The organism is Comamonas sp. DB36, from assembly GCF_057914905.1.
On sequence record NZ_CP196631.1, the window covers coordinates 1,077,928 to 1,101,839 of the forward strand.

Sequence of the window (23,912 nt, forward strand, 5' to 3'; positions counted from 1 at the left end):
CCCGATGCTGCATTGGCATGAAAAAAACAAGGAGCGCAGCGCTGTCTGGCGCTCCGAAAGCGGTCTCGCGGCACCCCGCAAGGTGGTCATTGCCGACGACACCCTGTCTGCCGATGCGGCCCATCGTCTGGCCTGCGAAGGGACCTCGCTGCTTTGGCGCGGCGACTTCCAGAACGCGCGTCTGCTGCTGCAGGCGTTGATGCGCCGCCAGGAGCGCGATCCGCGCAAGTCGTCGGCCAAGGCGCGCCATCAGAAGCGCCAGGCCGCGCAGAAGCAGGAAATCCTGCCCGAAGAGACCTTCCCGCATGCGTTTCACCTGCACCGCCAGGCCCAGGCCCAGCGCGCGCGCGTGCTGTCGAGCATTCTGATCGAGCTGCAGCCCGACTATGTGATCAGCCTGCGCCGCGCGCCCGATCTGCGCCTGCCGATCACCGAAGGCTGGGGCCAGCCCGGCAAGCTCGACCAGACCATAGTCACGCCGCTGCGTGAGCTGCTGGGCCTGGTCGGTGCGCACGAGTGGCGCAAGAAGGGCGTCGAAGTCGAAGCCCTGGGCATTGCGCCGAACAACCGCATCTACCCGCACTACGCGGTGTTCTCGCCGGTGCGCGCCGAGTATGTGGGCCTGGTCGCCGAAGCGCCGCTGCCGCCGGGCGCACAGACGCTGGCCTATGACATCGGTGTCGGCACGGGTGTGCTCACGGCCGTGCTGTCGCGCCGCGGCGTCAAGCGCATCGTCGCCACCGACATGTCGGCGCGCGCCATCGACTGCGCACGCCAGAACCTGCAGACACTGGGCTGCCTCAACAAGGTCGAGCTGCTGCAGACCGACCTGTTCCCCGCGGGCCGTGCGCCGCTGGTGGTCTGCAACCCGCCCTGGGTGCCGGCCAAGCCCAGCTCGGCGCTTGAACATGCGATCTACGATCAGGACAGCAAGATGCTGCGCGGTTTTCTCGGCGGTGTCGCCGAGCATCTGACGCTCGACGGCGAAGCCTGGCTGATCCTTTCGGATCTGGCCGAGCACCTGGCATTGCGCAGCCGCGAAGAACTGATGGGCTGGATCGATGCTGCGGGCCTCAAGGTCGTCGGCCGTCTCGACGCCAAGGCCCAGCACGGCAAGGTCGCTGACACCACCGACGCGCTGCACGCCGCGCGCGCGGCCGAAGTCACTTCGCTGTGGCGGCTTGCGGTGCGCTGATCCAGCGCCTGCGTGAAATCCGCGAAGCCGGGACTCCCATGGGAGCCCCGGCTTTTTTCATGGCGCATGGTCATGGGATTCCAGGCTCCAGTCGGGCACCAGATGCACCAGCTGCTGGCTCAGCTGCGTGGCGCGCTCGGCACCCGCATGCTGGGCGACGGCGTTGAGCATGCTGTCGCAGACGCTGCGCAGCGCCTGCGCATCGCGAGCCTCGCGCAAGGCCTGGCGCAGCCGGTCGGCAAGCAGTTGCTGGCGATTGGCAAACAGCCGCTCGACCATGTCGAACAGATACATGCGCGTGCCGGCCAGCGTCATGGCAGCCGGCGCGGGCGGGGCCGGAGTTGGGGCCACGGTTGCGGGCGCAGGGCCGGGCGGGACCGCATACGTGTTGCGGCATTCCAGATAGCCCGATTCCAGCAACTGGCCCACCAGGGCCTGGCCCTGGCCGTGGTACATCTGCGCCAGCTGCATGTACGGCGTGCCTTCGGCGAGCAGCAGCAGCGAGCGCTGGCGCAGGTTCAGGCTGCGCGCGCCGGGTGCGAGTTCCTGATGGGCTTTGGTCGTCTTGTACAGCAGCATGGGCAGACCATCGATCCGAGAAACGCTGATTGCACTCCATGCAGATGACGGGGCTGTGACTTGCGTGGCGGCGGGACATGCGCCTTGGCGCGACAATGCGGGTCGAATCAGTGGGAATGCGGAAATATTTATGAATAACAGGGTGAGCAGGGTGGGCCAATGAAGCTGTTGCTTGCGCCCATGGAAGGGCTGCTGGATTTTGTGCTGCGCGATGTGTTGACGCGTGTCGGCGGCGCCGACCGCTGCGTGAGCGAGTTCATTCGCATCACGGGCAGCGTGCTGCCCGACAAGGTGTATCTGCGCACCATGCCCGAGCTGCGCAACGGCAGCCGCACGCTCGCCGGCGTGCCGGTGCGCGCCCAGCTGCTGGGCTCGGACCCCGAAAGCCTGGCCGAGAACGCGGCCAATCTCGCGCGTCTGGGGCCTGAAGGCATTGACCTCAATTTCGGCTGCCCGGCCAAGGTGGTCAACCGCCACGGCGGCGGCGCGGCGCTGCTGCAGGACCCCGAACATATTGCGCGCGTGGTCGGCGCGGTGCGCGCCGCCGTGCCCGCTCACATGCCGGTATCCGCCAAGATGCGCCTGGGCTTCAACGACACCAGCCTGATGCGCGAATGCGCCCAGGCCATGGCCGCGGGCGGGGCCTGCGAGATCGTGGTCCATGCGCGCACCAAGCTCGATGGCTACCGGCCGCCGGCTTACTGGGAGCTGATTCCGCGCATCCGCGAGGCCGTGGCCGTGCCCGTGATCGCCAATGGCGAGATCTGGACGGTGGAGGAAGCGCTGCGCTGCCGCACGCAGTCGGGCTGCGACGACCTGATGCTGGGCCGGGGCATAGTCGCCGATCCCGGGCTGGCGCTGGCCATACGCGCCGCGGTCGACGGGCCCCAGGCACAGGCGGCGCTGGTCGAGGTCAGTTGGGCGTCGCTGCTGCCGCAGATCGCGCGTTTCTGGGAAATGGTCTGCGAAGACCTTGAGCCGCGCCAGCGTGCGGGCCGGCTCAAGCAATGGCTCAACCTGCTGCGCCGACGTTATCCCGAAGCCGAAATCGCGTTCCAGGAAGTGCGCGTGCAGACCGATCAGGCGGCGATCACGCGCTGGGTCGAAGGTCTGCCCCATCGCTGGGGCTAGGCCGGGCGAGAGCTGCCAGGCTTGGGGGCCAGGCGGCCCGCCTTACAGCAGATGATCGGGCGCCAGCGGGCCCAGCAACTTGAGCATCCAGCGCAGCGGCAGGCTCGCGTCGGGCTCGGTATGCGCGTCTTCGAGGCCGCTGCCCTGCGGCGCGCGCCACAGCAGCTGCTGGTCTTCGGTCAGCACCACGTTCCAGGCGCTTTCGGCCAGGCCGGCTTCGATGTTTTCCGTGGCCTGGCGCCCCAGCGCCTGGCTGGCAATCAGCAAGGCAATTTCGGTGTTGTGCAGCTGCGAGCGCATGTCGAGGTTCATGGAGCCGACCGCCACCAGGCCGCCGTCAATCACCAGCAGCTTGGAGTGCAGCATGGCGCGTGAGGCGCCGGCGCCGCTGCCCGACGACAGACTGTCGCGCAGGCCCGCGCGTTCGCTGCGCATCTCGTAGAGTTGCACACCCATGTCAAGCAGCTCCTTGCGGTGGCGCACATAGCCTGCATGGGCCACGGGTGCGTCGTTGGAGGCCAGGGAGTTGGTCAGCACACGCACGCGCACGCCGCGCTTGCGCGCCGCGGCAAACGCCTGCTTCATGTCGTCGCCGGGAACGAAATAGGGCGAGACCACGAGCAGATCGCGGCGCGCCTGGCGTATCAGCGCCAGCAGGCCGTCGACCACGGTATCGGCCTGCAGGCCCACGGCCGCCAGGTTGCCGCCCGAGCGCACGGCCATGGTGCCGGTTCCGGGGCGCAGGCCCGGCGGCTGGGTGGTGGTGGCGCTTGCCGCGGGCGCATCGGCTTCATCGCGTGATTCACCGGGCTGGCGAGTCGCTGCGGCCGCGGCCGCCGTGCTGGCAACCGTGGGCGTAGGGCCTTCGCCTTCCAGTGCGATCTTGGCGGGCTTGTCGGCCAGCACCGCGGCGCGCGCCCAGACCCAGGGCGCCTTGTCCAGATCCATGGGTGTCTGGTCCCAGATGGTGGAAGAAGGCTTGTCGGGCGGCGGAGGTGCCGCCGCCGCCGCAGGCAGCAGGCTGTCGCCGGTGGCCGGCGCCGGCGCCGGCGCCGCCTGCGGCATGCCGTTGGGCAAGCGGGCCTGGGCCGCCTTGCGCGCCGCGGCCTGCTCGGAAGTCTCCATGCGCTCGAGCTCCTCGCGGCTGACCAGCGATTGCACGGGATAGGCGCGCTGGTTGTTCCAGTAGCTGTCGAAGCTGCGCGACAGGTCCTGCACGATGGGGCCGGCGGCCATCACGTCGAGATCGACGAAATTGCCGCTCTCGTCCTGGTCGAAATAGGCATCGCCCAGGTTGCGTCCGCCCGCGATGCCGATGACGTTGTCCGCGAGGAACAGCTTGTTGTGCATGCGCTGCTGGGCGCGGTGGAAGTCGGTCAGCGTGCTCAGTGCGCGCATCACCGTGGAGTTGCGCGGTCCGGGAACGGGGTTGAACAGCCGCATCTCGATGTTGGGCACATAGGCCAGGCGCAGCACCTGGGCGTTGTTGCCCACGCTGTGGAAGTCGTCGAGCAGGATGCGTACGCGCACGCCGCGCTCGGCGGCCGTGACCAGGCCGCGCAGCAGCCGCCCCGAGCTCGCATCGGCATGGATGGCGTAGTACTGCAGGTCCAGCGTCTTTTGCGCGCCTTCGATCAGCGCGAGCCGGCTGCCATAGGCCGCGGGCGCACCCGAAAGCAGCATGAAGGCCGAAGGGTGGCGCGCCTTATCGGCTACCTGCCGCTGGCGCACCCATTGTCCCAGCGCGGTCTGGCTGGGCTGGTCCCAGGCCTGGGACACGGGACGCACCACGTCCTTGGGAAGACTGCCGCAGGCGCTCAGGCCCAGCGTCAGCAGCACGGTGCACAAGGCCCCGCGCCAGCGCAAGCTCCTCGGACGGGGGATCGTGTCCAGCCGGTTTTCGGGGGCAGTAGGCATAAGGAGGGGCGCAGCAGAGGTGGGATGGAGGGCCGGCGTCAAGCCAGCCCCGCTGCCCTAGGTATAGCTGGAGTTGCCAGGCTTTCTTGTAAGACAAGGCTGGCTTGCGCGAAGTTCAGGCGCTGGCAGCAGGCCTGTCCATCATGCGGCCTACATAGCGCGCAATCAGATCGATTTCAAGGTTGACCAGCGAGCCGGCGCTCAGCACGCCCAGCGCGGTGTTTTCCACCGTGTGCGGAATCAGGTTGATGCTCAGTTCGCAGCCGTCGGCCTGATCGCGCACCTGGTTGACCGTGAGGCTCACGCCATTGACGGTGATCGATCCCTTGTAGGCCACATAGCGCGCGAGCTCGGCAGGAGCATGGATGCGCAGCTCCCAGCTTTCGCCCAGCGGCGCGAAATGTGTCACGCGGCCCAGGCCGTCCACATGGCCCGAGACCAGATGACCGCCCAGACGATCATGGGCCTGCAGGGCTTTTTCGAGATTGATCGGGCCGGTCTGCGCCAGGCCCGAAGTCTTGTCCAGCGATTCGGCGGAAATGTCGACCGTGAAGGTATTGGCGGACTTGTCGAAGGTGGTGACCGTCATGCAGGCGCCGTTGAGCGCGATGCTGTCGCCCAGGCCGACATCGTCGAGGTAGCCCGCGGGCGTTTCAATGACCAGGCGCTTGCCGTGGGCCGCAGTGTCGCCAAGCGACTGCACGGCGGCAATGCGCCCCATGCCGGTGATGATTCCAGTAAACATGTGCTTGATTGTGGCAGGTGAAAAAAAGAAGGGCAGGGCCAGGGCTAGAACGCGGGGCGCTGGGCGAAGCGCGCAAGCACGCGGATATCGGGGCCTACGCTGGTCACGCCGTGGAACGCGAGTTCGGGCCCGTCGGCCAGCGCGCTCAGCGGGCCGATATGGCAGATGCCGCGGCCCGAGCCCAGCAGCTTGGGCGCGAGGTAGAGCAGCAGTTCGTCGACCAGGCTTTCACGCAGCAGCGAGCCGTTGAGCTGGAAGCCGGCTTCGACATGCAGTTCATTGATGGCGCGCTGGCCCAGGTCGCGCAGCATGGCTGCGAGGTCGACCTTGCCCTGGGCATTGGGCAGGTGGATGACGACCGCGCCCAGCGCCTGCAGGGCCTGGGTCTTGGCCGCGCTGTCGCTGGCGGTGTAGATGTAGCAGTTGCGGCCGGGCACGAACAGCTTGGCGTCCAGCGGCGTCTGCAGGCGGCTGTCGACGATCACCACATGCGGCTGGCGCGGGGTGTCCAGGCCGCGCACGTCCAGGCGCGGGTTGTCCTGCAGCACCGTGCCTATGCCGGTGAGCACGGCGCAGGCCCGGGCGCGCCAGGCATGGCCGTCGGCCCGCGCTTCGGGCGAAGTGATCCATTGGCTCTGGCCATTGGCCAGCGCCGTCGTGCCGTCAAGCGAGGCCGCGGCTTTCATGCGCACCCAGGGCGTGCCGCGGACCATGCGGCTCAGAAAGCCGATATTGAGTTCGCGTGCTTCCTGCGCGCCGGTACCGACCTCGACCGCCACGCCCGCGGCGCGCAGCCGCGCAAAACCCTGGCCCGCGACCAGCGGGTTGGGGTCTTCGAGCGCGGCGACGACGCGGCCGATGCCGGCCGCGACCAGCGCATCGCAGCAGGGTCCGGTGCGGCCCTGGTGGGCGCAGGGCTCCAGCGTCACATAGGCGGTCGCGCCGCGCACATCGTTGCCCAGCGCCGCGGCGTCGCGCAGCGCCATGACTTCGGCATGCGCTCCGCCCACGGGCTGGGTGTGTCCCTGGCCCAGTACGCAATGGCCGTCGGGCGCGACGATCACGCAGCCGACGCGCGGATTGGGATTGCTCGAATGAAGCGCCCGGGCGGCTTGCGCCAGCGCTTGTTGCATAAAGTCAGGAGAGGCCGTCATGTGGCCGCCATCCTAGCGCACAAGTGCCTGGTTTTCGCGCGCGCTCAGCGGTTCCAGCAGTCGGCCGAGGTCACTCCCGATTTCATGCCGGTATTGTTGCGCTCGCCATTTTGCGCCAGCGTGAACGTGCCACATTTGTCGCCCACCTGGGCATTCTGCGGTGTCGCGGTCAGCACAAAGGCGGTGGTGGTGCTGCTGGCCGCCGGCAAGGCAATGGCGTAGCGGTTGGACGGCACGCTGCGCAGTCCGGAGGGAAAGAAATTCGCATTGTTGGTGTTGGCCACGGTCGGATAGACGCCGGAGACCGTCGCCGCGCGCTCCATCCACTGCGCGGCCTGCAACAGGCCGGCCTTGGCTTCGGAGCGCGCGCCGCGGCGCAGGTATTCCTGGTAGTTGGGAAGGGCCACGGCCGTGAGAATGCCGACCAGGGCCACGACAATCATCATTTCAATCAGCGTGAAGCCGCGTTGGGAAATTGCTGGCATGAATCTGGCCTTTGTGTGGGGGGGGCGCCTTCAGCGCAACTGGCGCCAGCTGGGACGCAGCGGTTGTTCGGGCAGCTTGTTGAACGCGTCGACGATGTTGTCGGAGCCGGTGCGGATTTCCTTGCTCTGGTTGCTGGCCTTGCTTTCCTTGACCGAAGCCGTCATGCGCGAGGTCCCCCTGTCCGTGGTGCTGTTGTAGATGCCGTCGCCGTTGGTGTCCATGAGTTGCACGCTGGGCTTGCGGCCGTCCATGATGTTGATGAAAGTGCGGAACAGCTTGGGCACGGTGGCCGGCGGCGAGCAGCTTTCCTCGAGCACGCTGCTGCCCGAGCCCGGCACTTCGGTCAGCACTTCGAGGATGTTGCTGCCGTCGAAGAACGATGGGGTGGCCAGCAGCCGTTCGCCGGTCACGGGCAGATGCAGGTACCAGCCCTTGCGCGCGTTGCTGCCGGAGAACTCCACCGTGTTCTGACTCACCGTGTAGAAGGTGCGCGCGCTGCTGCTTCCCGTGCCGGGAATCGCGACGTTGGAGATGGTCTGCTGCACCAGGTTGCCCCAGCCCGTGCCCACGGGCTGGGCCGCGCCCTTGGCCGAGTCGACGGCGAGCTTGCCGTCGACAAACTTGTAGACCGTGCTGTCTAGCACCGAGTAGATCGACTGCACCGATGTGTCGGTGCGGTCGCCTTCGGTGATGTTGCGGCCGGTGCCGAAGGCGACCATCAGACCCAGGCCGTCGCGGTCGTTGAGCTTGACCACGGGAGCGGCGGTGATGGGCTGCACGCTGCTTGAATTGCCCGAGGTGTAGACCGCGGAATACAGCGGGCGGCTGCTGAACGCCGTGTTCCACAGACCCGGGTCGGCGGCGCCTATGTCGAACTTCCACAGATTGCCGCGCAGGTCGCCCGCATAGACGATGTCGGGCGTGCCGTTGCCGTCGAGGTCCACAAGGCGCGGCGCCGACAGGCCGTTGCTGGCCGCGTTGTCGCCGGTCGTCGCGGCCACCAGCGTCTTGAGTTCCCTGGCGCCGTCGAGGTACTGGATCAGCAGCACGGGGCGCTCGTTGCGGCTGTTGTAGCCATTGCCCATGACCACGGCCCAGCGGCCGTTGTTCAGGCGCACGACCTGGGTCGATTTCTGCGGATTGTTGTCTTCGACGATAGGCGCGGCGAAGATGTGGCCGATGTCGGCGGCGTCGCCCGTGGCGGCGTCGCCGGCCACGGCGGTCTTGTCCATGACCACCAGGCTGGTGGCATTGGCCGCGGAAAAGTTGCTGGCCACGGCCGTGGCGCCTGTGGTCGCGGTGCTGCCCGGCGTGGTGATGTCGAGCACGAAATAGCCTTTGCCCCCCGCGCCCAGTGTGCCTATCAGCATGGTGCGCCAGTTGGGCGCGGTGCTGCCTGTGTCCACGTCGCCGCTGAACGGCGAGCCGTCCACATAGTAGCGGTGGGTATAGCCGGACAGGGCCAGGTCCTTGAGGTTGGGAACCACGCCCTTGGGCACATAGGCGATCCTTTCCGCGCCATTGAGGGCCGAGAAGCCATGCAGCATGCCGTCGTTGCCCCCCACATAGACCATGGGGCTGCGTGCCGCCTGCTGGGCGGCAAATGCGCGGTAGCCGTCATAGGTATGGTTGCTCACGGGCGGGCCCACGTACCAGAGCGCCGAGTTGACGATGTCGCCCTGGCGTGACTTGCGCTGGCGCACCGTGCCCGTGCCTTCGGTGCTGCGATCGCCGCGCAGGAAGTTGACGCGTGCCGTTGCGCTGGCGTCGGTTTCTGCCGTGGTGAGCTTGATTGCGGCTTTCTGCGTGGTGCCCAGGTTGGCCCAGGTGAAGGCCACGGGCGCTTCGGCGCTGTTGGTCGCGGTGGCCGTCGCGGTGGTGAGAATCAGCCGGTTCGTGATGTCGCCGGCGCTGAGTGCATCGAGCTTGTCGGCCGTCGTCGTGGCGTTGGCGGGTGCGGCCACGCCGGCCTTGACGCCCCAAAGGGGGTTGGGCGTCGCGGCCGCCGTGCCCCGGGCCAGCGTATCGGAGCGCACATAGCCGGTCCAGCCGTCGGCGTTGTAGCCCGATGAAAATTGCGAAGTTCCGCTGCGTGTCACCGACGAGGAGGCGCTGGTGAAACTGGTGACCGGCGTGGAAGTGTCCTCGACGATGTTGCTGACGATATCCTTGAATGCCTTGGTCAGTTCATCGGCCGTGGGCGCGGGCGTGAACTTGCCGCGGCCGTTGAGCGCCGCATGCCACAGTTCGATGCGCCGGCCGTTGTCCTTGGCGGTGGCGGCGTAGCCGGTGCTGCCGTCACAGGCGTTGTTGCCGCTGCCGGTGTTGTTGTTGCCGCACAGCGGAGAGGGCCAGCTGAGGTCGCCGGTCACGAGGCGGTTCAACTCGCCGGAATAGGTGTCGCTGCCGAAGGTCGGGCTGCCGCTCCAGGCCGAGGCCCCCGTGCCGAAGCCTATGGTGTAGGTCGTCATGTGCTGCCAGGTCGCGGGATTGTTCCTGGGGTTCCAGAACTGCGGCAGCGTCGTGGTCTTGAGGCTGCTGCCCGCGCCCGACGTGAAGGTTTCGTCGCCGCTTTTCTTGATCAGCGGCTTGATCTCGTTGGCAATGCCGGGCTGCAGGTCGGTGGCCCAGTAATGGAATGCCAGGTCGGACAGCGTATTGAGGCCGTAGGTGGTTTTTGTGACGTCCTTGCAGATCAGGAACAACGTGCATTCGCGCTCGACGGTGGTCGTGGTGTTGAAGCCCCAGTCGTCCTTGTAGAGCCGCGAGGTCACGGCCGCGGGGTTGTAGGCGGTGCTGCCGTCGCCCAAGGTCGTCGCCGTATTGTCGATATTGCCGATGTTGTTGATCGCCTGGTAGGCCGCAAGATCGCGGTCGCCGTCGACATGCTGCGAGGTATTTGCCGTGCCGCTGTTCCAGGCGCCGTCGGTCATGAAGATATGGTACGAGCGCCGGCAACTGATCAGCGGCGCTTCCTTGGTGCCGGGGTCGGAGGCCCAGGGGCTGTTGATTCCCAGGTCGGTGCGCTTGAGGTAGTCGCCCGCATTCCTGACCATGCGGTGCGACGGCGTGCCGCCCGAAGGCGTGAGTGTCTCGACCCAGCCCAGGAAGTTGGTGCGGTGCGTGCCCTTGAGGCTCTTGAGCGCGTTCTTGCAGTTTGTGGTGTTGAGCGGAATGGTGTCGCAATCGCTGTTCATCGACTGCCAGCTCAGGCGTATCAGGCCGTCCGCGACGTTCTCCGAGGAAAAGGTCTGGCGCAGCGCGGCCTTGAGCGTGTTGATGCCCGTGGTTCCCATGCTTCCCGAGTCATCGACCGACACGATGACATTGGGTGCGGGTTCGCGGCTGGCGGTGCCTGCCGGGTATTGCACCAGGCCCAAAGGCGCGGCCAGCGCGGGCTGCAGTGCGGCGCCCGCAGCGGCCAGCAGGACGGCGCCTGGCAAAAGGGATAGGTTGTTCATGCGCACTCCCTCAGTCCTTGATTTTCTGCCGTGCCAGCGTCGACTGCAGCACCACCTGGGTGCCTGACTTGAGCCCCTGGGCAATGGCCGTGATGCGGTAGACCAGTGCCGGTTTCAGATTGAGCATCAGTGGCTCGGCGCGCGGGTTGTTGGTGATCAGCGCGCCCGCGCTGGAGGCATAGGGCATGACCTCGATCCAGTACCAGGCACCCGCGCCGTCGGCCGTGGCCTGCAGGATGGGATTGCTGTAGCTGCCTTTTTGCGCGCCGGTATACATGCCGTAGCGTGCGCCCTGGGCGCGCATCTTGACGAGCAGTTCCTTGTCGTTCCAGAAGTCCTGTTTGCCGGTGCGCTTGGCGCAGATGGCGTCGAGGCAAGGTACATTCGGCGCGGCTTCGAGCGTGGCCAGCAGCGCGACGAAATCCTTCTCCTCGCCTATGAACCAGACCTTGCCCGCAGTGCGACAGACCTTGGCGTCGCTGGTGGGCACGCAGGTGCTGCCGTCGATGTTCTGTCCCAGAATGTCCTGTTCCGCGTCCTGGAGCATGGCTTGTGCGGCTTCGAACGCGCGCTGGTAGTCGGCGTCATTGCCGACGATCAATTCGTTGAGCAGCGCCGTCTTGGATGCCCAGACGGTCATCAGCATCGTCAGCAGCACGACGACGATGACGATCAGCAGGGAGACGCCGCGCTGGCGTTGGCGGGCGAATGTCATGGCGGCGGGGTGCTGGGACGGCCCTGGCTGCGCAGCTGATAGGTGTTGCGAAACACCATGCGCAGCCGGCTGCCGCGCGCGACGGTCTGGTTGGCGCAGTTCACGTACTGCGTGGCGCCGGTGTCGGTCTGGTTTTCCGAGCCTTCCATTTCAAGGCAGATCTCGACCGCATGGATGCGCGGCCAGGCATCGGCGGCGACCGCTTCGGCCGTGCGGTACTGCATGGTGGGAATTCCGGTGGCGACATTGGCCTGCTGTTCAACGAAGCGCACGCGGAAATCGGCCACGTTCGCGATCACGGGCTGGCTCACGTCATTGGTGCCCGCGCAGCGCAGCTCGCCGCTGGTCGCGCCCACGGCCTTTTCGAGCACGAAGCCGCTGCGAATGGCGCTGGTCGACGGCGCCTGGCCCAGGCAGTCGCGGAACATCGACTGTTCGGTGGCGCTGCCGACCACGCTCTCACTGTAGTTCTGGTAACCGAGCACCAGCTGGTACTCGTTCTTTCCCGGAGCACTTTTGCCGCCCACCGTCGTGACCCCCTTGGGCACTTCGAACGCCACGCTGTCGCCGGCGTCTATGGGCTGGGTGCCGTCCTTGGCGATGGCCAGGTTCAGGCGCACCGAGCCCGCCTGGCGCGCCTGCTGGCCTATGGTGCGAAACGCCTGCGCCGCCTGCTGCTGCAGCTGGCTCGCATCGTTGACCGTGCCCGACACCTGGCGCGATATCACCAGCGTGCCTATCGCCACCGCGATGGTCAGCAAGCCTATGGTCAGCCCGACCAGCAGCTCGATCATGCTCAGACCGTGCTGGCGCTGCGGGCGGCGAGGGGCGTGCGGGGCGCGCATGGTGTCAGCCCGGGCAGATGGCCAGATTGGAGCCCGCGGCGCCCGCGCTGTAGGGCAGGCAGCGCGCGCTGGGCTGGATGTACTGCAGATGGCAGCTGCGGTCGGGCGGGCAGACCGGCTTGTTGGCGCCGGTGGCCACGGGCTGCAGCACCGCGCGGTACCTGGCCTGCTCGGTCTTGTCGGCGGCGGAAGTGCCCGAGGGCAGCTTTTCGTTCTCGCGCCAGCTGATCATCACGCCCAGCTGCCGGCGGTTGGCATTGTTGGTTTCGTCGGCCGCGAGAAAGATGGTGGCATCGCCCAGCGGCAGCGTCTGCTGGACATTGGCCAGCCACAGGTTTCTGTCGTCGGTCGCCAGATTGGAGCTGGTGCAGGCGGCGGCCGTGCAGTTGCCGGCCTTGGCCGGCTTGGTCTCCCAGGCGACGACGTACTGGTTCAATTCGGCCAGGCCCCGCGGGTTCATGCGTATGCGTTCGCTCAGGTCTTCGATCAAGCGCACGGCCTGGGCGCGCCGCACGCTGGTCTGGCTGTCGGCCAGCGTGCGCAGCTGCACGCCCAGGATGCCGAGCACGCCCAGCGCCATCACCACGATGGCGGCCAGGGACTCGAGCAGCGTGATGCCGCGCTGGTGGCGTTTCAGCATGTCGCCCCGATTTTCTCGGCGATGCGCCCGCCCGCGGAAACGCACAGAGTGCGGGTGACCGGTGAGCCCGTTCCTTCGGCGTACGGGTAGACGATGATGCTCTTGGCGTTGATGCCGTCCATGTTGCCCCAGCGGTTGATGGCGATGGTCTCGGCGTTGGTTCCGGCCGCACCGAGAACATGCGTCACGCCGACTCCCGGGGGCACGCGCGCCGCGAGCAGGACTTCCTCGCCTGCGGTGTAGTTGCCGCTGGCATCGCTGTCGACAAACAGCCGCCAGCCGCAGCCCCAGTCGACCGCCAGAGGAGCGGTCGTGCAGCCATCGGTGTTGTTGGGCATTTTCTGCACCACCACATTGCCGCCGCGCTTGATCGCTTCGGTGCGTCCCAGCCGTATGGTGTCCGTGACCGCGCCCTCGGCCTGGCGCACGCGCCAGCGATCGAGCAAGGGCTTGAACGAGGGCACGGCCAGCGTCATGAGCAAGGCCACGATAGACAGCGTCACCAGAATCTCGACCAAGGTCAGCCCTGCCGCAGGGCGCCGGCAAAAAGTTGCTGGGCTGGAAGATCGGATCTTCATGCGTGCACTTGAGCACACAAAGACATGCTGTTCCAGCAAATTGCCGACAGGCGGCATGATGCACCCGACCAGCGGAGCAGATCGGGCCTCAGCGCCGGCCGGATGCGGCGCGCGGCGGCGCTGCAGCGTAGCCCAGGCAGGCGCCCGCATTGGGCAGGCCGCGGCATTCGCGCGCCAGGCGGCGGTCGCGCTGCGCGCGGCTTTCTTCCGAGGGGCTGGGAAGATGCACGATGCGGGGTTTGCGCCGGCTCGCGCGTTCGCGGTGATCGGCAGCCAGCGCGCTGCTGCGCGCGTCCGGCGGAGCTTGCCTGGTGGCTGCTTCAGCGGCGGCATCGCCCAGGAACAGCGCCAGCGCGATGCCGCCCAGTGTCAACATGGAGGGCATGGCAGGCCTTTCCAATGGGAAAATGGACGGCGGAAATTGTCTTCCCGGGCAGCCTGCCGCAGCGCATTCGACCCTGGCCGCATCGCGGCAAAGCGGCCGGCCATCGAAGTCGGAAAACACCGCGCGCTATAATCACGGGGTTTTGCATGGTGCAAGACGCACGCCGATGGCCGTTCCAGCCGCCGGCGCAAGTCATCAGGGGCGCGTTCACGCCGCTCCACATACAGGAAAAAATAATGATCGCATCCTCTATCAAGGCCGAAGTTGTCAAGGCCAATGCCCGTGCTGAAAACGACACTGGCAGCCCAGAAGTGCAAGTCGCGCTGCTGACCGCTCGCATCAACGAACTGACCCCCCACTTCAAGCAACACGCCAAGGACCACCACGGTCGCCGCGGCCTGCTGCGCATGGTGAGCCGTCGTCGTAAGCTGCTGGACTACCTCAAGTCCCGCGATGCAGACCGTTACACCGCGCTGATCGCCAAGCTGGGCCTGCGTAAGTAAATCGAGTCAGAGATAAAAACGCCTGAGTTAGCCTGCTAGCTCAGGCGTTTTTTACTTCGGAGGATGGATAACAGAGCGAAGCTATGTCATTCCAACAGCCCTGTGGGGCCCTGCAAGCCACTGGTCTGCTGGAATGGCATCGTGTTCTGGATTGTCCTCCAAACTATTGCTGACTATGAATAGTTGGCTATCAATCTAGGAGCAAAAATGAGCATTTTCAACAAAGTGACCAAGACTTTCCAATGGGGCCAGCACACGGTCACCCTGGAAACCGGCGAAATCGCCCGCCAGGCATCCGGCGCGGTGCTGGTCAACATCGACGACACCGTGGTGTTGGCAACGGTCGTGGCCTCGAAGAAGGCCAAGTCGGGCCAGGATTTCTTCCCGCTGACCGTGGACTACATCGAGAAGACATACGCCGCAGGCAAGATCCCCGGCAGCTTCTTCAAGCGCGAAGCCAAGCCCAGCGAACATGAAACGCTGACCAGCCGCCTGATCGATCGCCCGATCCGCCCGCTGTTCCCCGAAGGCTTCTACAACGACGTGCATGTGGTGATCCACACCGTGTCGCTGAACCCCGAAGTCGATGCCGACATCGCCGCGCTGATCGCCTCGTCGGCCGCGCTGGCCATCTCGGGCATCCCATTCAGCGGCCCCATCGGTGCCGCCCGCGTGGGTTACATCAACGGCGAATATGTGCTCAACCCCGGCCAGACGCAGCGCAAGGGCTCGCAGATGGACCTGGTCGTTGCCGGCACCGAAGCCGCCGTGCTGATGGTCGAGTCCGAAGCCCAGCAGCTGTCGGAAGAAATCATGCTGGGCGCCGTGGTCTTCGGCCACGAGCAAAGCCGCATTGCCATCGACGCCATCCATGAGCTGGTGCGCGAGGCCGGCAAGCCCGTCTGGGACTGGCAAGCTCCCGCCAAGGACGAGCCGCTGATCGCCCAGGTCGGTGCACTGGGTGAAGAAGCCCTGCGCAACGCCTACCAGATCCGCAACAAGCAAAGCCGCACGCACGCCTGCCGCGATGCCTACGCCGCCGTCAAGGCCGGCCTTACGGCGCAAGGCGTGGTGTTCGACGAAGTCAAGGTCGAAGGCATGCTGTTCGACATCGAAGCACGCATCGTCCGCAGCCAGATCCTGGCCGGCGAGCCGCGCATCGACGGCCGTGACACACGTACCGTGCGCCCCATCGAGATCCGCAACTCGGTGCTGCCCCGCACCCACGGTTCGGCCCTGTTCACGCGTGGCGAAACCCAGGCGCTGGTCGTGGCCACGCTGGGCACGGAACGCGACGCCCAGCGCATCGACGCGCTGGCCGGCGAGTACGAAGACCGCTTCATGATGCACTACAACATGCCTCCCTTCGCCACCGGCGAAGTCGGTCGCATGGGTTCGACCAAGCGCCGCGAAATCGGCCACGGCCGTCTGGCCAAGCGCGCGCTGATCGCCGTGCTGCCGACCAAGGAAGAGTTCCCCTACACCATGCGCGTGGTGTCGGAAATCACCGAGTCCAACGGTTCCTCGTCGATGGCTTCGGTCTGCGGCGGCTGCCTGTCGCTGATGGACGCCGGCGTGCCGATGAAGGCCCACGTGGCCGGCATCGCCATGGGCCTGATCAAGGAAGAAAACCGCTTTGCCGTGCTGACCGACATCCTGGGTGACGAAGATCACCTGGGTGACATGGACTTCAAGGTGGCCGGCACGACCAACGGCATCACCGCGCTGCAGATGGACATCAAGATCCAGGGCATCACCAAGGAAATCATGCAGGTTGCACTGGCCCAGGCCAAGGAAGCGCGCATGCACATCCTGGGCGAAATGCAGAACGCCATGGGCGAAGCCAAGACCGAAGTCTCGAACTTCGCTCCCAAGCTGTACACCATGAAGATCAACCCTGAGAAGATCCGTGACGTGATCGGCAAGGGTGGCTCGGTGATCCGCGCGCTGACCGAAGAGACCGGCTGCCAGATCAACATCGACGAAGACGGCACGATCACCATTGCCGCGACCGAAGCCGCCAAGGCCGACGAAGCCAAGAAGCGCATCGAGCAGATCACGGCGGAAGTCGAAATCGGCAAGATCTACGAAGGTCCCGTGACCAAGATCCTCGACTTCGGCGCGCTGATCAATCTGCTGCCCGGCAAGGACGGTCTGCTGCACATCAGCCAGATCGCCCACGAGCGCGTCGAGAACGTCAATGACTACCTGCGCGAAGGCCAGATCGTCAAGGTCAAGGTCATGGAAACCGACGAAAAGGGCCGCGTCAAGCTGTCCATGAAGGCCCTGGCCGAGCGTCCCGCAGGCGAGCAGCGCAGCGACCGTCCGGCTCCCGCCGAGCGCCGCGAGCAGCGTGATTCGCGCGAGCCCCGTGCGCCGCGTGCCAATGACCAGCAGCAGCAACAGCAGCAATAATCCGCTGCTCCGCTGAGAAATCGGCCTCCGTCATGGGAGGCCGATTTTTTGGTTTCTGCCAGGCCCGTAACTGCGGCTGCAGTTGACGCCCGAATTTCTTTCCCTTTTTCGTGAGATTGCCCATGCGCGCTGTCGAAATCACATCCCCCGGAGGCCCTGAGGTTCTGCGGCTGACCGAGCATCCGGCCCCCGTGGCCGGTGCTGGCGAGTTGCTGATCCGGGTTGCGGCCAGCGGCATCAACCGTCCCGACGTGCTGCAGCGCAAGGGCCGTTACGCTCCGCCTCCGGGCACTTCGGAGCTGCCCGGCCTCGAAGTCGCCGGCGTGGTCGAAAGCGGCGATGCCCAGGCCATGGCGGCTGCGGGCCTCGCGGTCGGCGACCGTGTCTGCGCGCTCGTGGCCGGTGGTGGTTACGCCGAGTATTGCGTCGCTCCCGTGGCGCAGTGCCTGCCCGTGCCCCAGGGCCTGTCGGATGTCGAGGCGGCTTCGCTGCCCGAGACCTATTTCACCGTCTGGAGCAATGTGTTCCAGCGCGGCGCGCTGCAACCGGGCGAGACGCTGCTGGTGCAGGGCGGCAGCAGCGGCATAGGGGTCACCGCGATCCAGCTGGCCAAGGCCTGGGGCGCGCAGGTGATAGTCACCGCGGGCACCGATGCCAAGTGCGACAACTGCGTCGCGCTGGGCGCCGACCACGCAATCAACTACGCCACCCAGGATTTCGCGGCCGAGGTGATGCGCATCACCGAAGGCCGGGGCGTGGACGTGATCCTCGACATGGTCGCCGGCGATTACGTGGCACGGGAAGTCAACTGCCTCGCGGAAGACGGGCGGCTGGTGATCATTGCGGTGCAGGGCGGCGTCAAGGCGCAGTTCGATGCGAGCCTGGTGCTGCGCCGGCGCCTGGTGGTCACGGGCTCGACCCTGCGTCCGCGCCCCGTGGCCTTCAAGGGCGAGATCGCCAAGGCCTTGCGCGAGAATGTCTGGCCCTGGCTGGAATCGGGCAAGGTGCGCCCGGTGATCTTTCGCCAATTCGCCGCCGAAGAAGCCGTGCAGTCGCATGCGCTGATGGAATCGAGCGAGCACACCGGAAAAATCGTTTTGACATGGTAATCATGAAGAAAAAACTCATCGTCGGAAACTGGAAGATGAACGGCAGCCTGGCTGCCAATGCCGCGCTGATCGCCGCGCTCAAGGATGGCCTGGCCGCGCAGTCGGGTGACTCCGGCTGCGGCGTCGCGGTCGCCGTGCCCGCGCCGTATCTGGCGCAGGTCCAGGCGCTGGTCGACGGCAGCCGCATCGCGCTCGCGTCGCAGGACGTGTCGCAGCATGCGGTCGGCGCCTTCACCGGCGAGACTTCGGTGGAAATGTTGCGCGAATTCGGCGTGCGCTATACGCTGGTGGGGCACTCCGAGCGCCGCCAGTACCATGGCGAGACCGATGCGGTCGTGGCCGCCAAGGCGCAGCGCGCGCTGGCCGCGGGCATCACGCCCATCGTCTGCGTGGGCGAGACGCTTGCCGAGCGCGAAACCGGCGAAACCGAGAGCGTGGTCAAGCGCCAACTCGCGGCCGTGGTGCACGCGGTCGGCCATTGCGTGACCGAACTGGTCGTGGCCTACGAGCCCGTCTGGGCCATAGGCACCGGCCGCACGGCCACGCCAGAGCAGGCGCAGGAAGTGCATGCGGTGCTGCGCGCCCAGCTGGCCGCGGCGACCACCCATGCCGACGGCATTGCGCTTTTGTATGGTGGCAGCATGAACGCGGCCAACGCCGCGCAACTGCTGGCCCAGCCCGATATCGATGGTGGTCTGGTGGGCGGCGCGGCGCTCAAGGCCGCCGATTTCCTGCAGATCATTGCCGCCGCCGACTGAGGCGCTGCACTTTTATTGTTAGTTGAGGAGTTGAAGAAATGAATGCATTTGCAAGCGTGATCCTGGCCATCCAGATGTTGACCGCACTGGCCATGATCGGCCTGATCCTGATCCAGCACGGCAAGGGTGCCGACATGGGTGCGTCGTTTGGCGGCGGCAGCTCGGGCAGCCTGTTCGGTGCCTCGGGCAGCGCCAACTTCCTGTCGCGCACCACCGGCATCCTGGCCGCGGTGTTCTTTGTCGCGACCCTGGCGCTGGCCTATATCGGCAACCACCGCGCACCGACCACGGGCAGCGTGCTCGAAGGCGCAGCCGTGAGCGTGCCGGTTCCTGCGGCTGGCGATGCTCCCGCAGCGGTGCCCGCAGCACCGGCCGAAGGCGCGGCGCAGATTCCAACCAAGTAATTGGAAAATTCTGAGAAATCTCTTTTAGTAGGGGTTTTTCAGAGTAGAATACTTAGATTGTCCGGGAGGTCAAAGTCTTACAAGACACCTCTAGCTTCCCGGAAGAAAAGATTGAGACGAAGCCGTCGTGGTGAAATTGGTAGACACGCTATCTTGAGGGGGTAGTGGCGAAAGCTGTGCGAGTTCGAGTCTCGCCGACGGCACCATAATATATGCAAAGCCTGCCCAGATGATCAGGCTGTGATCGTGCTGGGCGTGCCTTTGAAGAAGGTATGAGCCCCAGATGAACATCGATCAGTATCTCCCCGTTCTTCTGTTCATCCTGGTGGGTGCATCCATCGGCATCCTGCCTCTGGCATTGGGCTATCTGCTTGGCCCCAATCGTCCGGACGCCGCCAAGAATTCCCCCTACGAATGTGGCTTTGAAGCCTTCGAGGACGCACGTATGAAATTCGACGTGCGCTACTACCTCGTGGCCATCCTGTTCATCCTGTTTGATTTGGAAATCGCTTTTCTCCTTCCTTGGGCAGTGTCGCTCCAAGAAGTGGGTCTGGCAGGTTTCGCCGCTGTCGTGATCTTTCTGGCCATTCTGGTCGTCGGCTTTGCCTACGAGTGGAAAAAAGGTGCGCTGGACTGGGAATGACCGGTATTCAATAAGGAAACACGATGATCGAAGGCGTGATGAAGGAAGGCTTCATCACCACGAGCTATGACTCCGTGGTGAATTGGGCCAAGACCGGTTCGCTCTGGCCCATGACCTTTGGTCTGGCCTGCTGCGCGGTCGAAATGATGCATACCGCCGCGGCGCGCTATGACCTGGGTCGTTTCGGCGCCGAGGTGTTCCGTGCCAGCCCGCGGCAATCCGACTTGATGATTGTTGCCGGTACGCTGTGCAACAAGATGGCTCCGGCCCTGCGCAAGGTTTACGACCAGATGTCGGAGCCGCGCTGGGTCATATCCATGGGATCCTGCGCCAATGGTGGTGGCTACTACCATTACAGCTATTCCGTGGTGCGCGGTTGCGACCGCATCGTCCCGGTGGATGTCTACGTGCCTGGTTGCCCGCCAACCGCAGAAGCACTGATCTACGGGATCATCCAGCTGCAGCAGAAGATTCGCCGCACCCATACCATCGCCCGCGTTTAAAGGCTCGATGATGACCGCAATTGCAATTCAGCCCGAAAAACTTCGGGATCTGGTGGCTGCTGCTTTGGGCGATCGCGCCCGCAGCGTGACCGTGGCCCTGGGTGAAGTGACCGTCGAAGTGGCCGCAGCGCATTACCTGCAGGCCATGTCGGTGCTCAAGGACCACGCCGACTGCCGCTTCGAGCAGCTGATCGACCTGTGTGGCATCGACTACTCGGCCTATGCCGAAGTCGGTCGCGACGGCCTGCGCTATGCCGCGGTGTCGCACCTGCTGTCGGTGAGCCTCAACCAGCGCGTGCGCGTGCGCGTGTTCTGCCCGGACGACGATTTCCCTGTCGTGGCTTCGGTCAGCGACATCTGGAACTCGGCCAACTGGTTCGAGCGCGAAGCCTTCGATCTGTTCGGCATCGTCTTCGACGGCCACAACGACCTGCGCCGCATCCTGACCGACTATGGTTTCATCGGCCATCCTTTCCGCAAGGATTTCCCGCTGTCCGGCCATGTCGAAATGCGCTACGACGCCGAACAGCGTCGCGTGGTGTACCAGCCCGTCAGCATCGAGCCGCGTGAAATCACGCCGCGCATCATCCGCGAAGAGAAGTACGGAGGCCTGCATTGAGATGCTTTGCATCTTGAGTAGACGCACATGGCTGAAATCAAAAATTATTCCCTGAACTTTGGACCGCAGCACCCGGCAGCGCACGGCGTGCTGCGTCTGGTGCTTGAGCTCGACGGCGAAGTGGTGCAACGCGCCGATCCGCACATCGGCCTGCTGCACCGCGCGACCGAAAAGCTCGCCGAGCACAAGACCTACATCCAGTCGCTGCCTTATATGGACCGACTGGATTATGTGTCCATGATGTCCAACGAGCACGCCTACTGCCTCGCGATCGAGAAGCTGCTGGGCCTCGAAGTGCCCAAGCGCGCGCAGTACATCCGCGTGATGTTCGCCGAAATCACGCGCCTGCTCAACCACCTGATGTGGCTGGGTTCGCACGGCAATGACTGCGGCAGCTCGACCATCCTGATCTACACGTTCCGCGAACGCGAAGACCTGATGGACATGTACGAAGCGGTGTCGGGCGCGCGCATGCACGCGGCCTATTTCCGTCCGGGCGGCGTCTACCGCGACCTGCCCGAAAGCATGGCCCAGTACAAGGTCAGCAAGGTCAAGAACGCCAAGGCCATCGAACAGCTCAACCGCAACCGCCAGGGTTCGCTGCTCGACTTCATCGACGACTTCACGCAGCGCTTCCCGCATTGCGTGGACGAGTACGAAACCCTGCTGACCGAGAACCGCATCTGGAAGCAGCGCACCGTGGGCATCGGCGTCGTGCCGCCCGAGCGCGCGCTGAACCTGGGCATGACCGGCCCCATGCTGCGTGGCTCGGGCATTGCCTGGGACCTGCGCAAGACCCAGCCCTACGAAGTCTATGGCGACCTGGACTTCGACGTGCCCGTGGGCGTGACCGGCGACTGCTACGACCGCTATCTGGTGCGCGTGGCCGAAATGCGCGAGTCCAACCGCATCATCAAGCAATGCGTCGACTGGCTGCGCGTGAATCCCGGCCCGGTCATCACCGACAACCACAAGGTGGCGCCGCCATCGCGTGAGTCGATGAAGTCCAACATGGAAGAGCTGATCCACCATTTCAAGCTGTTCACCGAAGGCTTCCACGTGCCCGAAGGCGAAGCCTATGCGTGCGTCGAGCATCCCAAGGGCGAGTTCGGCATCTACCTGGTGAGCGACGGTGCCAACAAGCCTTACCGCCTGAAGATCCGCGCGCCCGGCTTCGCCCATCTGGCGACGCTCGATGAGATGGCCCGCGGCCACATGATTGCCGATGCCGTGGCAATCATAGGCACTATGGATATCGTGTTCGGAGAGATTGACCGATGATGACTGAAGCGACTAAAGCGCGCTTTGCGCGCGAGGTGGCCAAGTACCCGGCCGACCAGAAACAATCGGCTGTGATGGCCTGTCTGTCCATCGTCCAGCAGGAAGAGGGCTGGGTCAGCGCCGAGAACGAGGCCATCATTGCCGACTACCTGGGCATGCCCCAGATCGCCGTGCATGAAGTGACCACGTTCTACAACATGTACAACCAGCAGCCCACAGGCAAGTACAAGCTCAACGTTTGTACCAACCTGCCGTGCCAGCTGCGCGATGGCTACAAGGCCTTGCACCACCTCGAGTCCAAGCTGGGCATCAAGATGGGCGAGACCACGCCCGACGGCATGTTCACGCTGCAGCAGTCCGAGTGCCTGGGCGCCTGCGCCGACTCGCCGGTGATGCTGGTCAATGACCGCTGCATGTGCAGCTTCATGACCAATGACAAGCTCGACGAGCTGGTCGACGGCCTGCGCGCCGCGGAAGGTCAAGAATGAGCCGCGCTGCACAAGACGTTCTGGCGCGCTTTGCCGCCACGGGCAACGAGACCTGCTTCCACGACCGCCACATCGAGCCCCAGATCTATGCGGGCCTGGACGGCAGCAACTGGTCGCTCAAGGACTATGTCGCGCGCGGCGGCTACCAGGCCCTGCGCAAGATCCTGGCCCAGGACGGCGGCGAAGGCCTGACCCAGGACCAGGTGATTGCCACCGTCAAGGAATCGGGGCTGCGTGGCCGCGGCGGCGCGGGCTTCCCCACGGGCCTGAAGTGGAGCTTCATGCCCCGCCAGTTCCCCGGCCAGAAGCACCTGGTGTGCAACTCGGACGAGGGCGAGCCCGGTACCTGCAAGGACCGCGACATCCTGATGTTCAACCCGCACATCGTGATCGAAGGCATGGCCATCGCGGCCTACGCCATGGGCATCACGCTGGGTTACAACTACATCCACGGCGAAATCTTCGAGGTCTATGACCGTTTCGAAGCCGCGCTGGAAGAAGCCCGCGAAGCCGGCTTCCTGGGCGACAACATCATGGGCAGCGCGTTCAGCTTCCAGCTGCACGCCCACCATGGTTTCGGCGCCTATATCTGCGGTGAAGAAACCGCACTGCTCGAGTCGCTCGAAGGCAAGAAGGGCCAGCCGCGCTTCAAGCCGCCGTTCCCCGCGAGCTTCGGTCTGTACGGCAAGCCTACGACCATCAACAACACCGAGACCTTCGCGGCCGTGCCCTGGATCATCCGCAACGGCGGCCAGGCCTACCTCGAGTGCGGCAAGCCCAACAACGGCGGCACCAAGATCTACTCGGTCAGCGGTGACGTCGAGATGCCTGGCAACTACGAAGTGCCCATGGGCACGCCGTTCTCCAAGCTGCTCGAGCTCGCCGGCGGCGTGCGCAAGGGTCGCACGCTCAAGGCGGTGATCCCCGGCGGCTCGTCGTCGCCCGTGCTGCCCGCCGACGTGATCATGCAATGCACGATGGACTACGACTCGATCGCCAAGGCCGGCTCCATGCTGGGCTCGGGCGCCGTGATCGTCATGGACGACTCGCGCGACATGGTCGAGTGCCTGCTGCGCCTGTCGTACTTCTATTCGCACGAATCCTGCGGCCAGTGCACGCCTTGCCGTGAAGGCACGGGCTGGCTGTGGCGCGTGGTCCACCGCATTCAGAACGGCCAAGGCCGGCCTGAGGATATCGAGCTGTTGGACTCGGTGTCCGTGAACATCATGGGGCGCACGATCTGTGCGCTGGGCGACGCGGCTGCCATGCCGGTGCGCGCCATGATCAAGCATTTCCGCCCAGAGTTTGAAGCGAAGATCCAGAGCGCTTCCAAACAGACCGCCACGGCGGCCTGATCG

Annotated in this window: 24 protein-coding genes and 1 tRNA gene; 14 read left to right on the top strand and 11 right to left on the bottom strand. The window is 65.3% G+C overall.

Features of this window, described 5'->3' with window-relative positions; translation table 11 throughout:
• Positions 1-4 precede the first annotated feature (4 nt).
• On the top strand, positions 5-1,195 hold the full coding sequence (locus ACSVDO_RS05120) for a methyltransferase (RefSeq protein ID WP_489595210.1): 1,191 nt from the start codon (positions 5-7) through the stop codon (positions 1,193-1,195).
• Positions 1,196-1,252: 57 nt separating this feature from the next.
• On the opposite strand, the gene ACSVDO_RS05125 is transcribed toward ACSVDO_RS05120, so the two are convergent.
• Positions 1,253-1,774 carry a hypothetical protein gene (locus ACSVDO_RS05125; RefSeq protein ID WP_489595212.1) on the bottom strand — a complete coding sequence of 174 codons (522 nt, stop codon included), beginning with the start codon at positions 1,772-1,774 and terminating at the stop codon, positions 1,253-1,255.
• Positions 1,775-1,933: 159 nt separating this feature from the next.
• On the opposite strand from ACSVDO_RS05125, the gene ACSVDO_RS05130 reads away from it, so the two are divergent.
• The gene (locus ACSVDO_RS05130; protein WP_489595213.1) at positions 1,934-2,905 is read left to right on the top strand and encodes a tRNA dihydrouridine synthase; all 972 of its coding nucleotides are present in this window, start codon (positions 1,934-1,936) and stop codon (positions 2,903-2,905) included.
• A gap of 42 nt (positions 2,906-2,947) precedes the next feature.
• Here the strand turns inward: ACSVDO_RS05130 and ACSVDO_RS05135 are convergent, their stop codons facing one another.
• The 10 genes from ACSVDO_RS05135 to ACSVDO_RS05180 all read right to left on the bottom strand — a co-directional run bounded on the left by ACSVDO_RS05135 (position 2,948) and on the right by ACSVDO_RS05180 (position 13,831).
• Entirely contained in the window at positions 2,948-4,822 is a 1,875-nt protein-coding gene (locus ACSVDO_RS05135) for a phospholipase D family protein (RefSeq protein ID WP_489595215.1), read from the bottom strand.
• A 115-nt stretch (positions 4,823-4,937) separates the two neighbouring features.
• On the bottom strand, positions 4,938-5,567 hold the full coding sequence (locus ACSVDO_RS05140) for a riboflavin synthase (RefSeq protein WP_489595217.1): 630 nt from the start codon (positions 5,565-5,567) through the stop codon (positions 4,938-4,940).
• A 44-nt stretch (positions 5,568-5,611) separates the two neighbouring features.
• Positions 5,612-6,721: a bifunctional diaminohydroxyphosphoribosylaminopyrimidine deaminase/5-amino-6-(5-phosphoribosylamino)uracil reductase RibD gene (gene ribD / locus ACSVDO_RS05145; protein ID WP_489595218.1), complete on the bottom strand. Its 1,110-nt coding sequence runs from the start codon at positions 6,719-6,721 to the stop codon at positions 5,612-5,614.
• A 44-nt stretch (positions 6,722-6,765) separates the two neighbouring features.
• Entirely contained in the window at positions 6,766-7,206 is a 441-nt protein-coding gene (locus ACSVDO_RS05150) for a type IV pilin protein (RefSeq protein ID WP_489595220.1), read from the bottom strand.
• 30 nt (positions 7,207-7,236) lie between these two features.
• Positions 7,237-10,668: a pilus assembly protein gene (locus ACSVDO_RS05155; protein WP_489595221.1), complete on the bottom strand. Its 3,432-nt coding sequence runs from the start codon at positions 10,666-10,668 to the stop codon at positions 7,237-7,239.
• 10 nt (positions 10,669-10,678) lie between these two features.
• Positions 10,679-11,383 (bottom strand): pilus assembly PilX family protein, encoded by a 705-nt coding sequence (locus tag ACSVDO_RS05160; RefSeq protein ID WP_489595222.1) that lies wholly within the window; start codon positions 11,381-11,383, stop codon positions 10,679-10,681.
• Positions 11,380-12,228 carry a PilW family protein gene (locus tag ACSVDO_RS05165; RefSeq protein ID WP_489595223.1) on the bottom strand — a complete coding sequence of 283 codons (849 nt, stop codon included), beginning with the start codon at positions 12,226-12,228 and terminating at the stop codon, positions 11,380-11,382. The genes ACSVDO_RS05160 and ACSVDO_RS05165 overlap by 4 nt, the downstream gene beginning before the upstream one ends.
• A 4-nt stretch (positions 12,229-12,232) precedes the next feature.
• Positions 12,233-12,868, bottom strand: coding sequence for a type IV pilus modification protein PilV (gene pilV, locus ACSVDO_RS05170; protein WP_489595224.1), 636 nt, complete (start codon positions 12,866-12,868; stop codon positions 12,233-12,235).
• Complete coding sequence (locus tag ACSVDO_RS05175) at positions 12,862-13,386, bottom strand: GspH/FimT family pseudopilin (RefSeq protein ID WP_489595225.1); 525 nt, start codon at positions 13,384-13,386, stop codon at positions 12,862-12,864. Before ACSVDO_RS05175 ends, pilV begins: the two co-directional genes overlap by 7 nt.
• Positions 13,387-13,534: 148 nt before the next feature.
• Entirely contained in the window at positions 13,535-13,831 is a 297-nt protein-coding gene (locus ACSVDO_RS05180; RefSeq protein WP_332548539.1) for a hypothetical protein, read from the bottom strand.
• Positions 13,832-14,067: 236 nt separating this feature from the next.
• Between ACSVDO_RS05180 and rpsO the strand changes: the two genes are divergently transcribed.
• From rpsO to nuoF, 12 genes are all read left to right on the top strand, one after another.
• Positions 14,068-14,334 (top strand): 30S ribosomal protein S15, encoded by a 267-nt coding sequence (rpsO, locus tag ACSVDO_RS05185; RefSeq protein WP_159914338.1) that lies wholly within the window; start codon positions 14,068-14,070, stop codon positions 14,332-14,334.
• 207 nt (positions 14,335-14,541) lie between these two features.
• Positions 14,542-16,749, top strand: coding sequence for a polyribonucleotide nucleotidyltransferase (gene pnp, locus ACSVDO_RS05190; RefSeq protein WP_489595228.1), 2,208 nt, complete (start codon positions 14,542-14,544; stop codon positions 16,747-16,749).
• A gap of 122 nt (positions 16,750-16,871) precedes the next feature.
• Positions 16,872-17,858: an NAD(P)H-quinone oxidoreductase gene (locus tag ACSVDO_RS05195; protein ID WP_332539078.1), complete on the top strand. Its 987-nt coding sequence runs from the start codon at positions 16,872-16,874 to the stop codon at positions 17,856-17,858.
• Between the two features lie 2 nt (positions 17,859-17,860).
• Positions 17,861-18,616, top strand: a complete 756-nt coding sequence (gene tpiA, locus ACSVDO_RS05200; RefSeq protein ID WP_489595230.1) for a triose-phosphate isomerase — start codon at positions 17,861-17,863, stop codon at positions 18,614-18,616.
• Positions 18,617-18,654: 38 nt separating this feature from the next.
• On the top strand, positions 18,655-19,020 hold the full coding sequence (secG, locus tag ACSVDO_RS05205) for a preprotein translocase subunit SecG (protein WP_332539075.1): 366 nt from the start codon (positions 18,655-18,657) through the stop codon (positions 19,018-19,020).
• 121 nt (positions 19,021-19,141) lie between these two features.
• Positions 19,142-19,226: transfer RNA gene (locus tag ACSVDO_RS05210), tRNA-Leu, on the top strand.
• Between the two features lie 77 nt (positions 19,227-19,303).
• Positions 19,304-19,663: an NADH-quinone oxidoreductase subunit A gene (locus ACSVDO_RS05215; RefSeq protein ID WP_332539074.1), complete on the top strand. Its 360-nt coding sequence runs from the start codon at positions 19,304-19,306 to the stop codon at positions 19,661-19,663.
• Between the two features lie 23 nt (positions 19,664-19,686).
• The gene (locus tag ACSVDO_RS05220) at positions 19,687-20,166 is read left to right on the top strand and encodes a NuoB/complex I 20 kDa subunit family protein (protein WP_175504774.1); all 480 of its coding nucleotides are present in this window, start codon (positions 19,687-19,689) and stop codon (positions 20,164-20,166) included.
• Positions 20,167-20,176: 10 nt separating this feature from the next.
• Positions 20,177-20,785, top strand: a complete 609-nt coding sequence (locus tag ACSVDO_RS05225) for an NADH-quinone oxidoreductase subunit C (RefSeq protein ID WP_332539073.1) — start codon at positions 20,177-20,179, stop codon at positions 20,783-20,785.
• Between the two features lie 27 nt (positions 20,786-20,812).
• Complete coding sequence (locus ACSVDO_RS05230; RefSeq protein ID WP_332539072.1) at positions 20,813-22,066, top strand: NADH-quinone oxidoreductase subunit D; 1,254 nt, start codon at positions 20,813-20,815, stop codon at positions 22,064-22,066.
• Positions 22,063-22,554 (top strand): NADH-quinone oxidoreductase subunit NuoE, encoded by a 492-nt coding sequence (gene nuoE, locus ACSVDO_RS05235; RefSeq protein WP_332539070.1) that lies wholly within the window; start codon positions 22,063-22,065, stop codon positions 22,552-22,554. The genes ACSVDO_RS05230 and nuoE overlap by 4 nt, the downstream gene beginning before the upstream one ends.
• Positions 22,551-23,909: an NADH-quinone oxidoreductase subunit NuoF gene (nuoF, locus tag ACSVDO_RS05240; RefSeq protein ID WP_332539068.1), complete on the top strand. Its 1,359-nt coding sequence runs from the start codon at positions 22,551-22,553 to the stop codon at positions 23,907-23,909. The genes nuoE and nuoF overlap by 4 nt, the downstream gene beginning before the upstream one ends.
• The last annotated feature ends 3 nt before the right edge of the window (positions 23,910-23,912 follow it).